We start from the raw sequence: 12,210 nt of genomic DNA on the forward strand, positions 1-12,210 counted from the left end.
AGGAACAAAGCTATGTCGATTGAAGTGAAAGTCCCCACGCTGGGTGAAAGCGTCAGCGAAGCCACCGTCGGTCAGTGGCTGAAGAAGCCGGGCGAAGCCGTGGCGCTGGACGAGCCGATCGTCAGCCTCGAAACCGACAAGGTTGCCGTCGAGGTGCCCGCGCCCGCAGCCGGTGTGCTGGGTGCACTGGTGGCGAACGAAGGCGACACGGTTTCGGTCGGCGCGCTTCTGGCCCTGATCGAGGCAGGCGGCGCGCCGGCTGCTTCTGCGGCCACTCCCTCGGCGGCTCCTGCTGCGGCGGCGCAAGCCCCTGCCCCTGCCTCGGCAGCCGCTCCGGTCGCTCCTGCCGAGGCAGGCGGCGATGTGGCCGCTCTCTCGCCTGCGGTGCGCCGCGCCATTCTGGAATACGGGATCGATCCCTCGACCGTGAAGGGCACCGGCAAGGACGGGCGGCTGACCAAGGAAGACGTGATGGCGGCAGCCGCAGCCAAGCAGGCATCGCCGGCACCCGCCGCCTCGGCACCGGCAGCCGCGCCCGCTGCGGCGGCTCCCGCTGCTGGCCGCAACGAAGAGCGCGTCAAGATGACCCGCCTGCGCCAGACCATTGCCAAGCGCCTGAAGAGCGCGCAGGAAACCGCAGCCCTTCTGACCACGTTCAACGACGTGGACATGACTGCCGTGATGGAAGCGCGCAACAAGTACAAGGACGTGTTCGAGAAGAAGCACGGCGTGAAGCTCGGCCTCATGTCGTTCTTCGCCAAGGCATCGGTTCTGGCTCTGAAGGACATTCCTTCGGTCAATGCCCAGATTCAGGGCGATGAGATCGTCTATTTCGACTATGTGGACATCTCGGTCGCGGTCTCGGCCCCGAACGGGCTGGTCGTGCCGGTGGTGCGCGATGTCGACAAGCTGAGCTTTGCCGACATCGAGAAGGCCATCGCCAACTACGGCAAGGCCGCGCGCGAAGGCACGCTGACCATGGCCGACATGGCAGGCGGCACCTTCACCATCTCCAATGGCGGTGTGTTCGGCGGCCTTATGTCGACCCCGATCATCAATCCGCCACAGTCGGCCGTGCTTGGCCTGCACCGCATCGAGGACCGCCCCGTCGTGCGCAACGGCGAGATAGTCATCCGTCCGATGATGTACATCGCCCTGTCATACGACCATCGCATCATCGACGGGCGCGAAGCCGTCACGGCGCTGAAGACGATCAAGGAAGCGATCGAGGATCCCACCCGCCTGCTGATCGATCTCTGAAGGAGCCGTGAACATGGCTGAATACGATTACGACCTGCTTGTCATCGGTGCTGGTCCCGGCGGTTATGTCGCCGCAATCCGCGCGGCGCAGCTTGGCCTGAAGACGGCCTGCGCCGAAGGGCGCGAGACGTTGGGCGGCACCTGCCTCAATGTCGGCTGCATTCCTTCCAAGGCACTGCTGCACGGCTCGGAAAAGTTCGAGGAAGCGCGCAACGGCACCTTCGACAAGTATGGCATCAAGACGGGCGCGGTCGAACTGGACCTTGCCAGGATGCAGGGTCAGAAGGCGGATTCGGTCAAGCAGCTGACCGGCGGGATCGAGTTCCTGTTCAAGAAGAACAAGGTAACATGGCTCAAGGGCTATGCCACCTTCGAAGATCCTCACACGGTGACTGTGGCAGGTGAGAAAGTCACCGCACGCAACGTGCTGATCGCCACAGGATCCAGCGTGACGCCCCTGCCCGGCGTGAGCGTGGACAATGACGCTGGCGTGATCGTGGACAGCACCGGTGCGCTCGCGCTTGACCGCGTGCCGGAGCACCTCGTGGTCATCGGCGGAGGCGTGATCGGGCTTGAGCTTGGCTCGGTCTGGCGGCGTCTTGGCGCGAAAGTCACGGTGGTGGAGTTCCTTGACCAGTTGCTGCCCGGCATGGACGGCGACGTGCGCAAGGAAGCCGCCAAGATCTTCAAGAAGCAGGGCATGGACATCCGCCTTGGCACCAAGGTGACGGCTGTGTCCGTGAACGGCGGGAAGGCGACGCTCACGACCGAACCGGCCAAGGGCGGCGAGGCTTCGACGATCGAGGCCGATTGCGTACTGGTGGCCATTGGGCGCCGGCCGAACACCGAAGGGCTGGGCCTCGAAAAGATTGGGCTGGAAGTCAACGCGCGCGGCCAGATCGAGACCGACCACGATTTCGCCACGAAGGTGCCGGGCGTCTGGGCAGTGGGCGATGTGATCCCCGGTCCCATGCTGGCCCACAAGGCCGAGGACGAAGGCATTGCCGTGGCCGAGAATATCGCGGGGCTTACGGGCATCGTGAACCACGATGTTATCCCCGGCGTGGTCTATACCATGCCGGAGTTCGCGGGCGTTGGCCTGACCGAAGAAGCCGCGCGGGAGCGGGGCGAGATCAAGGTGGGCAAGTTCCCGATGCTCGCCAACAGCCGCGCCAAGACCAACCACGAACCTGATGGCTTCGTAAAGGTCATCTCGGATGCCAAGACCGACCGCGTGCTAGGCGTGTGGTGCATCGCATCGGTTGCCGGAACGATGATCGCGCAGGCCGCGCAGGCCATGGAGTTCGGCGCGACGAGCGAGGACATCGCCTATACCTGCCACGCGCATCCGACCCATTCGGAAGCGCTGAAGGAAGCGGCCATGGCCGTGACCGGCAAGCCGATCCACATCTGATCGGACAGACCCGGCACCGTGAACGGGGCCGTCCCTGCGGGCGGCCCTTTTCATTTGTGCCCCGCGCCCTGCGGCGTTAACCGCAGGGCTTGAAACCAAGGAGCGCCCGCGATGGCCATCAAGCTGACCCTGACCGAAGACGAAACCGAGATCCTGATCGATGCGCTGGAAGCGGACATGGAAGGTTATCTCGAAGCGGCCAAGGAAGCGCGCGGGAATACGCGCCGCGAAGAAGTGAAGACCTATACCGAAGCGGCCGAGCGCATCGGCGCGCTCAAGGCAAAGCTGGAAGCCCTGCTGGGGGCCTGAACGGACGGTGTTCGTGTCGCGCCGCCAATGGCTTGGCAGTCTGGCCGCGCTGGGCCTGCTGCCATCGCGGCTGGTGGCCCGGCAGACGGAAACGCAAGCCATCCCGCCGACGTCCGGGCCCATGACCGCGGCAACGCTGGCCATGCTTCGCCGCGCGGCGGGAACGCCGGGCATGGTAGTGTTCTGGCAGCGCGGGCAGGACAGGCTAACGGTTCTTGCCGATGGTGTGCGCGCGGCCGGATACCCGCAAGCTGTCACCCCCCAGGACAAGTGGCATATCGGCTCGATCACCAAATCCTTCACTGCAACGCTTTTTGCCCGCGCGGTCGAAGCAGGTGCGATCGGCTGGGATACGCCGCTGGGCGCGGTTCTGGCGGATGTGCCGCGCCACCATCGCAAGCTCACCGGCATTGACCTCTTGAGCCATCATGCCGGGCTGGCAAAGGATATTCCGCTGCCCGCGCTGTTTGCCATGCCGCAACAGGAAGCAGATGCCCGCACCAGCCGCGCGCGCTATGCCCAGATGGCGCTGGCCATGCCGCGTGCGGGCAAGCCGCGTCGCGGCCTCCTCTATTCCAACGCGGGCTATGTGCTGGCCGCACACATGCTCGAAACGGTCAGCAACCTGCCCTTCGAGGTGCTGCTGCGGCGCGAGGTGCTTGTCCCGCTTGGCCTTGGCAGTGCGGGATTTGGCCCGCCGGGATCGGCGGACAGCCACAATCAGCCATGGGGGCATGATGGCGGTGTTGCCGTGTTTGCCGACAACCCTGCCGCCATGGCTCCGGCAGGTGGCCTGCATCTGACTGCGGCAGACCTCGCCAGCTACCTTGCCGCCCACCGCGACCGGGCGCCACTGCTCAGGCCGGAAAGCTGGGCGCAGTTGCACCGTCCCCGCTTTGGCAGCCAGATGGCGCTGGGCTGGTTCGTCGATCCCGATGGAAGCCTGTGGCACAACGGATCGAACACGCGCTGGTATGCCGAAGTGCTCATCGATAGCGGGACAGGCGCGGTCATGGGCCACTGCGGCAACGACATGGCGCTGTTTCAACGCCAGCGGCTTCTGCTTCCCCTGCTTCGCAGCGCAGCGGCAGCAATGCCCGAACAGCGCATGGACAAGCGGCCCTGATCGCGCATTATCGGGACATGATCCGGCTTTCCAGATTCGCGGCCTGCGCACTCACGCTTTCTGTTATCACGCCAGCGCTGGCCGCCGATCCGCCCGCATGTCCGCCGCCTTCTGGTGACAGTCTCTGGCCTTCGGGTGCGTCAGCTGCCGAGGGCGGCGTTCTGGTGCCGGGCAAAGCAGCGCAAGTAGCCTTGCAGCAAGGCAAGGACGGCAAGTATTCCGGCAAGGCCACGGTCGATGTGCCCAGTGCAGGCACCTACGCCGTTTCGCTTGGAAGTGCTGCGTGGATTGACCTTGCGGAGAATGGCCAGGTGATTTCCTCAATCGGGCATGGCCACGGTCCGGCCTGCTCTGGCATTCGCAAGATCGTGCGCTTCACCCTGCATCCCGGCAGGCACGAAGTCCTGCTTTCCCGCAGCAATCAGGAACGGGTTCAGGTTCTGATCGAGCGAACCGACTGACCCGCGCGATCCAGCGGCCACGCCTGCGATTTCTGTCACTGGCCAGAGCGTGGCGGCAAGGGTAATGGCTGCAAAATGCCCCCTGCCCTGTCTGTGCCAGCGACCGACATCGCCCCGCTGATCGGCCTGCTCGATCTGGCGGGTATTGCCGTTTTCGCGCTGACCGGGGCCTTGCTGGCCGCGCAATTGCGCCAGACATTCGTGACTATGGCCTTCTTTGCGCTGGTGACGGGGGTGGGCGGCGGTTCGATCCGCGATCTGCTGATCGGCGCGCCGGTATTCTGGGTGCGCGATCCCTGGGTTGCGCCTGTGTGCCTTGGCGTGGCGCTGGTGGCCTGGTTCACCCCGCACCGCTGGTGGGAGCGTCCGGTGCTGGAATGGGCAGACGCAGCCGGGCTTGGGGCCTACGCGGTGCTGGGCACGGCAAAGTCGCTGGCATTCGGCGTGCCGCCGGTGCCTGCGGTGCTGATGGGCGTGATAACCGGCTGCGTGGGTGGCATCATCCGCGACGTGCTTGCCGGACGCCCGTCGATCCTGATGCGTCCCGAACTTTATGTAACGGCGGCGGCGCTTGCATCGGTGATCTGCGCGGGGGGCGCCATGCTGGATCTGCCGAACGGCGTGGTCTGGCCCGTCGCCGCGCTGGCCGGGTTCGGCCTGCGCGGCGCGGCGATCTGGTGGAAACTGGGCTTGCCCGCCTACAGTTCGCAGGGCGAGCTTTGAGCGAGCGCGCTCAGCCGATCATTTCGACCACTATCTTGCCCACGGCCTGACGGTTCTCAAGCAGGGCGATGGCTTCGCGCCCCTGTTCGAGAGCGAAGCGTTGCGAGATGCGCGGATTGATCCGGCCTTCCTTGAGCAGCGCGAAAAGTTCCTCAACTTCGGCCTTGAAGGCGGCAGGCTCCCGCGCGGTCCAGGCACCCCAGAACACGCCGCAGACATCGCACGACTTGAGCAGCGTGAGGTTGAGCGGCAGCCTTGCAATCCCGGCCGGAAAGCCCACGACAAGGAAGCGCCCTTCCCATGCGATAGCCCGCAGCGCCGGTTCGGAATAATCGCCGCCAACCACATCGTAGATGATGTTTGCGCCATTGGGGCCACAGGCGGCCTTGAACTGCTCGGCCAGCGCCTTGGACTGGGCCTTGTCGAACGGGGCGCGGCCATAGATCACCACATCATCGGCACCGGCAGCACGCGCAACCTGCGCCTTCTCCTCGCTTGATACCGCCGCGATGACGCGCGCGCCGAACGCCTTGGCCAGTTCCACCGCCGAAAGGCCCACGCCGCCCGCCGCGCCCAGCACAAGCACGGTATCGCCCTCCTTGATATGGCCCCGGTCCTTCAACCCGTGGATGGTCGTGCCATATGTCATCAGCAGCGAGGCGCCAGTGGCGTAATCGACGCCATCGGGCAGTGCGAAAAGGCGCTGCACCGGGGCGACGACCTTCTGGGCAAGACCGCCATGGCCGATCATGGCAATCACCCGGTCGCCCACGGACCAGCCGGTCACGCCCTCGCCCAGCGCAAGGATCCGGCCCGCCAGTTCGCTGCCCGGCGCGTAAGGGCGCTCTGGACGGAACTGGTAAAGATCACGGATCATCAGGGTATCGGGGAAGTTGATCGAGCAGGCGTGGACCTCGATCAGAACTTCGCCCTTGCCCGGCACCGGATCGGCAATCTCTTCAAGAACAAGCGTTTCCGGGCCGCCTGCCGCGTGGGTGCGCAGAGCCTTCATCATGCATTCTCCCTATCACCTGTGCGGAATCGTTCCGCTTGTCATGCAGGGAAGCAAGTTTTGGCAGGCTTGGGAAGCCCTCTTAAGCGACTGGTTAAGCCGCAGCATGAAAGAGGCTTGATTGGCCGCTCAGGCAGCCACGTCGGTTCCGCGCGCAAGGAAAGGCAGGCTTTCGCGCATCCGCGTCTCGTGCGCGGCAATGGCGTCGCCGCGCGCCATCGTCAGCCCCACTTCATCAAGCCCGTTCATCAGGCAGTGCTTGCGGAAGGGGTCGATCTCGAACGAGAACCGATCCTGAAAGGGCGTCGTCACGGTCTGCGCTTCCAGATCGATCATCACCGGATCGGTCTGCGCCACCTCCATCAGACGGTCGACCGCTTCCTGCGGCAGCACGACGGTGAGGATGCCGTTCTTGAAGGCATTGCCCGAAAAGATGTCGGAGAACGAGGGCGCGATCACCGCCTTGATTCCCATGTCGCCCAGCGCCCATGCGGCATGTTCGCGGCTTGAACCGCAGCCAAAGTTGTCGCCCGCGATGAGGATGGGCGAGCCTTTGAACTCGGCGCTGTCGAAGATGTTGTCGGGATCGGCGCGCAGGGCTTCGAAGGCCCCCTTGCCAAGGCCCTGACGGGTGATCGTCTTGAGCCATCGCGCAGGGATGATCACATCGGTATCGACGTTCTTGCGGCCGAACGGGATGGCCCGTCCTTCAATCTGCTTCACCGGTTCCATGGCGCTCCGCTATAGCCACCGGGTCGCCGGATGCAACGGGGCAATGGCATCAAACCCTTCATGCAACGGCCAAGCCGGGCCTGCCTTGCTGGCAAAGCAGGCAGTGGACCTCGGCAATGCTCGCGGCTAGATGCAGCCCATGCGCACCCTCGACGACATCCTCGAAGAATACGCGTTCCTTGACGGCGATGAGCGCTATCGCCTGCTCATCGAACTGGGGCGCGAACTGGAAGACATGCCCGACGCGCTGAAAACCGATGCCACGCTGGTGCGCGGCTGTTCGGCCAGCGTGTGGGTCTATCCGACGCAGCAAGAGGACGCAAAGCTGCACTTCCTTGCAGACAGCAATGCCGCGATCACCAAGGGCATCGTGGCGCTGGTGCTTGCCGCGGTGCAGGACAGGCCCGCGGCTGAAGTGGCCGCCACCGATATTGCCGAAGCGCTTGCCCCGTTCGAGTTGAAGAAGCAGCTTTCATCGAACCGCACGCAAGGTGTGCCCAACATGATCGCGCTGGTGCGCGAACATGCCGCCCGCATCGCCGCGGCTGGCTGAAGCGCACGGAGCCGGAACAACTTGCGCCGCTCCCTCTATCTGGCTGGCGGCGTCATCAGTGTCGGGCTGGGCACGCTCGGCATTTTCCTGCCACTGCTGCCGACTGTGCCGTTCATGCTGCTGGCAGCCTTCTGCTTTGCCCGATCCAACCCCGCGTGGGAGCAGCGCCTGCTCGATCATCCGCGCTTCGGCCCGCCTCTGCGGGACTGGAGGAATCGCCGCGCCATTTCGCGCAAGGGCAAGGTGGGCGCGCTCACCGCGATGACGGCTGGGGTGGTCCTCACCGGATTGACCGCAGGCTGGCCTTGGGTGCTCATCCCGGCGGGAACCATGGGCCTGATGGGCGCATGGATCTGGACCCGCCCGGAATGACGCAAGAAGCCGCGCAGGAACGCATCACCAGCGTGCAGGGTCTGCGCTTCCTTGCCGCCTTTGCCGTGCTGATCGGTCATGTCGAGATCTTTGCCTATCACCTTGGCCGGTTCCGGGGCGTGGAGCTGTGGCGCCCGCCGCTGATCGCCAGCACCGCATTTGGCGTTGATCTGTTCTTCGCCATTTCCGGCTTCATCATGATCTTTTCATCGCAGCGCCTGTTTGGCATGCCTGGCGCGCGCCGCACGTTCATGGCGCGCCGTCTGCGGCGTATCGTGCCGCTCTACTGGCTGGCGCTGGGCTTCACCGTGATATGGGGCTGGCGCTTTGGTCCGGCAGCCGATCTGCGCAGCGTGGCAAGTGCCTTCGCCTTTATCCCGCACCCCTCGCCGATCGCCCATGGCCGGATCGTTCCCCCGCTCGAAGTCGGCTGGACACTCAATTACGAGATGCTGTTCTATGTGCTCTTCGCGCTGTGCCTTGGCATAAGCGCGCGCACCACGGCGTTGCGGCTAGGCACCTTGCTGGCTGTGGGTGTTGTTCTGGGCGCGGTCCTTTCCCTGCCTCAGCCGCTGGCTTACTGGACCGATCCGGTCGTGCTGGAATTCGCAGGCGGCATAGGGATTGCCCTGCTCTACCGGAAAGGCGCAGCGCTACCCGCAACCTTGCGGCTGGGAATGGTGCTGCTGGCGGCCGTTCTGGTGCTCATGCCGTCTGCGGCCACTATGGGCGCTGGGGGACAGCACGCTGCGGGACAGAACGCCGCGGGACAAGGCGGCTGGTTCCGGCTGCTCACGTGGGGGGTGGCAGGATGGCTGGTGCTGTCGGCCACGGTGCTTGGACCATTGCGGCTGCGAGCGGCCGGCACATGGCGCGTGGGCGGGGATCTGTCCTACGCGCTCTATCTCGTCCACATGCCGCTGCTGATGGTCGCCCAGTTCCTCTGGCGACACTACCGCCTGCCCTATGGCCCGGCACAGGCCCTGCTGTTTGCCATCGGCATGACGGTGCTGTCCCTGATCGTGGCGGCGGCGGTGCATTTCCTGGTGGAAAAGCCGCTGCTTTCGCGCCGCGAGTAGGCGCTTTACTCCACAGCCTCGCGCAGCACCGCGATGCCCTGTTCGCGCTGGGCACGAAGTTCCTTCTTGAGCACGGCGGGATCGCGCGCGAAGATGAAACCGAAACTTACCCCGCCTTCCTTGCCGATGGTGGCATGGTGCAGCTTGTGCGCCTGCACCAGCCGCTTGGCGTAGCCGCGCTTGGGCACCCAGCGAAACCAGCGCTGATGCACAAGCCCATCGTGAACGAGCGTGTAGATCGCCCCATAGGCCATGACACCAAGCCCGATGAACGTGGCAGGCCACCAAGCGCCCTGCCCCATGATAAGCGGGCTGCCGAGCGCGAAGAAGCTGATCGAGATGGCAGCCCCGACAACGGCATAGAGATCGTTCTTCTCGAAGAAGCGATCATGCGGTTCGTGATGGTCGCGGTGCCAGCCCCAGCCCCAGCCGTGCATGATATACTTGTGGCTGGACCATGCCACGAACTCCATGACCAGAACGGTGGCTAGCACGATGAGAATGGCGGCAAGCGTCTGCATGGCGCTCCCATACACCGCCCGCGAACGCGTCGCGACACATTCTTACACTTTGCCCCAAAGGCCGGACACTTTGGCTGAATGGCGCGACAGGTTGTTTTTCCGGCGTTCATCTGGCTGACAGCATTTTGAGGGCCTCAACCAAGCCGAGGAGAAATCCCATGCGCAAGACCATCCTTACTGCCGCCCTCTCAGCCCTGATTGCCTCCGGCCTCGCCATGCCGGCAATGGCAAGCACCGCCCAGCCGGCCGCTCAGGGCGCCAAGCCCGCCGCTGCCACGCAGCAGGGCACGGGTCAGGCCAAGAAGATCCATGCTTCCGCCGCCCGCAAGGAAATGAAGCAGGAACGCACGGCGAAGAAGCTGAGCGCCAGCCATGAAGGCACGGCCGCCAGCACCTCTCTCGCCAAGGAAACGCGCGCCATGGAACGCAAGGCCCATGCCGAGCGCAAGGAGCACCGCCACCACAAGATGAAGACCGCCGAAAAGCGCGCCAAGCATGAGCGCTCGGAAGGCAAGAACAGCCGTAGCTGACGCGCCCGCCGAACCTGCCCTACGCGGTTGGGCAGGTCGGCACTCCTGAACCGGCGCAACAAAATTGCGCCCATCCGCACGAAGGCCCGCCCTTTCCTGCTTGAAAAGCACAAAGGGCGGGCCTAACCGCAGGTGCCATGTCGAACCCTGCCAAACCCCGCACGCTCTACCAGAAGATCTGGGACGCCCACGTCGTCGAACGCCGCGATGACGGCACCTGTCTCATCTACATCGACCGGCATCTGGTCCATGAAGTCACCAGTCCGCAGGCATTCGAAGCCCTGCGCGCCGCAGGCCGCAAGGTGCGCCGCCCCGATCTGACGCTGGCGGTGCCCGATCACAACCTTCCCACCACGGCGCGCCGCACTGCCGATGGCGCGCGCGTGCCGATCGCGGACCCGGAAAGCGCACAGCAACTCGCCGCGCTTGAGCGCAACGCCCCGGAGTTCGGCATCCGCTATATCGGCGATGCCGATGTCGAACAGGGCATAGTCCACGTTGTCGGGCCGGAACAGGGCTTTTCGCTGCCGGGCGCAACCATCGTGTGCGGCGACAGTCACACCGCCTGCCACGGCGGCCTTGGCGCGCTGGCCTTCGGTATCGGCACCAGCGAAGTGGAGCACGTGCTCGCCACGCAGACGCTCCTGCTCAAGCAGTCGAAAAGCATGGAAGTGCGCATCGAAGGCACGCTGCTTCCGGGCGTGACGGCCAAGGACGTGGTGCTGCACATCACCGGCGTGCTGGGCGCGGCGGGTGGCACCGGTTCGGTTATCGAATACACGGGGCAGGTGATCCGCGATCTTTCCATCGAGGGACGCCTCACCATCTCGAACATGGCGATCGAACACGGCGCGCGCGCCGGGCTTTGCGCGCCTGACGAAAAGACCTTCGCCTATCTCAAGGGCCGCCCTTATGCCCCCAGGGGCGAGGATTGGGACAAGGCCGTGACTTGGTGGAAAAGCCTCGCCACCGATCCGGGCGCGACGTATGACAAGGTCGTGGTGATCGACGCCAAGGACATTGCACCGTCCGTTACCTGGGGCACCAGCCCTGAAGACGTTCTGCCCATCAGCGGCGTGGTTCCAGCCCCCGAAAGCTTTGCCGACCCTTCAAAGCAGGAAGCAGCGCGGGCAAGCCTTGCCTACATGGGCCTTGAGCCGGGCCAGCGCATGGAGGACGTGGAGGTGCAGAACATCTTCATCGGCTCGTGCACCAACAGCCGCATCGAGGACATGCGCGCCGCCGCTGCCGTGCTCAAGGGGCGCCGGAAGGCAGACAACGTGAAGTGGGCGATCGTTGTCCCCGGTTCCGGCCTCGTCAAGAAGCAGGCCGAAGAAGAAGGGCTGGACCGCATCTTCATCGAAGCGGGCTTCGAATGGCGCGAACCGGGCTGTTCGGCCTGCCTCGGCATGAACCCGGACAAGGTGCCTGCGGGCGAACGCTGCGCATCGACCTCAAACCGCAACTTCGTCGGACGGCAAGGCCCCGGCGCACGCACGCATCTTGTCAGCCCGGCCATGGCAGCGGCGGCGGCCGTCACTGGCCGACTGACCGACGTGCGCAAGCTCATCGGCTGATCCGCGCATGGCGGGCCTTCCCACTGCTGCGCTCCAGTTGGCCGGGTTCCTTATGGCCCACGCCTTCTGGTCGGCATCGGAACTGCCCGCCGACAGCAGCTACCAGCCGCAATCACTGTGCATGCGCAGCGACGGCAACCGCCAGTTGCAATCATTCGAAGGCGCCAACCCCAAAGAGCAGGACGAGGCCGCAAGGGCATTCATTTCAGGCGCTGCCGCGCAGTGGCCTGATTGCGCCGTCGCGCGGCAGGTCAAAGTCGATACTCCCGCCGGCGAAGTCGACGCGCTGGTGATCGATGTCGTGCAATACGGCGGCAGCGTGATGACGGTGGTGCAGGCTTTCCGCCCTGCCGCGCAAGGCTTCCGCCTGCTGGGCGACGAGCTGATGCTGTCAGACAATGGTCCCCTGCCTCCCCTGCCCGCAGCACAGGCCGCCGCTGCCATGCGCGAAGGTGCGCTCGATCATCCGGGCATGGGGGAAAAGTGGCAGCAGTGGGAACAGGAGCGCGACCGGACCAGCCCGCTGGTCCAACCCTGAGCG

At 65.0% G+C, this 12,210-nt stretch carries 15 protein-coding genes; 12 read left to right on the forward strand and 3 right to left on the reverse strand.

Features of this window, described 5'->3' with window-relative positions; all coding sequences use genetic code 11:
• The first annotated feature begins 12 nt into the window (after positions 1 to 12).
• From odhB to DKM43_RS14890, 6 genes are all read left to right on the forward strand, one after another.
• Positions 13 to 1,260, forward strand: a complete 1,248-nt coding sequence (odhB, locus tag DKM43_RS14865; protein WP_109799295.1) for a 2-oxoglutarate dehydrogenase complex dihydrolipoyllysine-residue succinyltransferase — start codon at positions 13 to 15, stop codon at positions 1,258 to 1,260.
• 13 nt (positions 1,261 to 1,273) lie between these two features.
• A complete protein-coding gene (gene lpdA, locus DKM43_RS14870; RefSeq protein WP_109799296.1) occupies positions 1,274 to 2,674 on the forward strand; it encodes a dihydrolipoyl dehydrogenase in 1,401 nt (466 codons plus the stop codon).
• 111 nt (positions 2,675 to 2,785) lie between these two features.
• The gene (locus tag DKM43_RS14875; RefSeq protein ID WP_109799297.1) at positions 2,786 to 2,983 is read left to right on the forward strand and encodes a hypothetical protein; all 198 of its coding nucleotides are present in this window, start codon (positions 2,786 to 2,788) and stop codon (positions 2,981 to 2,983) included.
• Positions 2,984 to 2,996: 13 nt separating this feature from the next.
• Positions 2,997 to 4,109 (forward strand): serine hydrolase domain-containing protein, encoded by a 1,113-nt coding sequence (locus DKM43_RS14880; RefSeq protein WP_145960530.1) that lies wholly within the window; start codon positions 2,997 to 2,999, stop codon positions 4,107 to 4,109.
• A gap of 17 nt (positions 4,110 to 4,126) precedes the next feature.
• Positions 4,127 to 4,570, forward strand: a complete 444-nt coding sequence (locus DKM43_RS14885) for a hypothetical protein (RefSeq protein WP_109799299.1) — start codon at positions 4,127 to 4,129, stop codon at positions 4,568 to 4,570.
• A 75-nt stretch (positions 4,571 to 4,645) separates the two neighbouring features.
• Positions 4,646 to 5,293: a trimeric intracellular cation channel family protein gene (locus DKM43_RS14890; protein WP_109799300.1), complete on the forward strand. Its 648-nt coding sequence runs from the start codon at positions 4,646 to 4,648 to the stop codon at positions 5,291 to 5,293.
• A 10-nt stretch (positions 5,294 to 5,303) separates the two neighbouring features.
• On the opposite strand, the gene DKM43_RS14895 is transcribed toward DKM43_RS14890, so the two are convergent.
• A complete protein-coding gene (locus tag DKM43_RS14895) occupies positions 5,304 to 6,305 on the reverse strand; it encodes an NADPH:quinone oxidoreductase family protein (protein WP_109799537.1) in 1,002 nt (333 codons plus the stop codon).
• Between the two features lie 129 nt (positions 6,306 to 6,434).
• Complete coding sequence (gene leuD / locus DKM43_RS14900) at positions 6,435 to 7,037, reverse strand: 3-isopropylmalate dehydratase small subunit (RefSeq protein ID WP_109799301.1); 603 nt, start codon at positions 7,035 to 7,037, stop codon at positions 6,435 to 6,437.
• Positions 7,038 to 7,176: 139 nt separating this feature from the next.
• On the opposite strand from leuD, the gene DKM43_RS14905 reads away from it, so the two are divergent.
• The 3 genes from DKM43_RS14905 to DKM43_RS14915 are packed head-to-tail and all read left to right on the forward strand — an operon-like array spanning position 7,177 to position 9,041.
• Entirely contained in the window at positions 7,177 to 7,590 is a 414-nt protein-coding gene (locus tag DKM43_RS14905) for a SufE family protein (protein ID WP_109799302.1), read from the forward strand.
• A gap of 21 nt (positions 7,591 to 7,611) precedes the next feature.
• The gene (locus DKM43_RS14910; RefSeq protein WP_109799303.1) at positions 7,612 to 7,962 is read left to right on the forward strand and encodes a YbaN family protein; all 351 of its coding nucleotides are present in this window, start codon (positions 7,612 to 7,614) and stop codon (positions 7,960 to 7,962) included.
• Positions 7,959 to 9,041 (forward strand): acyltransferase family protein, encoded by a 1,083-nt coding sequence (locus DKM43_RS14915; RefSeq protein ID WP_161554103.1) that lies wholly within the window; start codon positions 7,959 to 7,961, stop codon positions 9,039 to 9,041. The genes DKM43_RS14910 and DKM43_RS14915 overlap by 4 nt, the downstream gene beginning before the upstream one ends.
• 5 nt (positions 9,042 to 9,046) lie before the next feature.
• On the opposite strand, the gene DKM43_RS14920 is transcribed toward DKM43_RS14915, so the two are convergent.
• Entirely contained in the window at positions 9,047 to 9,562 is a 516-nt protein-coding gene (locus DKM43_RS14920; protein ID WP_109799538.1) for a sterol desaturase family protein, read from the reverse strand.
• Between the two features lie 158 nt (positions 9,563 to 9,720).
• Between DKM43_RS14920 and DKM43_RS14925 the strand changes: the two genes are divergently transcribed.
• The 3 genes from DKM43_RS14925 (at position 9,721) to DKM43_RS14935 (ending at position 12,207) form a co-directional block, all read left to right on the forward strand.
• Complete coding sequence (locus DKM43_RS14925; RefSeq protein ID WP_145960531.1) at positions 9,721 to 10,092, forward strand: hypothetical protein; 372 nt, start codon at positions 9,721 to 9,723, stop codon at positions 10,090 to 10,092.
• A gap of 137 nt (positions 10,093 to 10,229) precedes the next feature.
• Positions 10,230 to 11,669: a 3-isopropylmalate dehydratase large subunit gene (leuC, locus tag DKM43_RS14930; RefSeq protein ID WP_109799306.1), complete on the forward strand. Its 1,440-nt coding sequence runs from the start codon at positions 10,230 to 10,232 to the stop codon at positions 11,667 to 11,669.
• A gap of 7 nt (positions 11,670 to 11,676) precedes the next feature.
• Complete coding sequence (locus DKM43_RS14935; RefSeq protein ID WP_109799307.1) at positions 11,677 to 12,207, forward strand: hypothetical protein; 531 nt, start codon at positions 11,677 to 11,679, stop codon at positions 12,205 to 12,207.
• Positions 12,208 to 12,210: the final 3 nt, after the last annotated feature.

The sequence above is a fragment of the Novosphingobium meiothermophilum genome (assembly GCF_003171715.1).
In the GTDB taxonomy this organism is placed as follows: domain Bacteria; phylum Pseudomonadota; class Alphaproteobacteria; order Sphingomonadales; family Sphingomonadaceae; genus Novosphingobium; species Novosphingobium meiothermophilum.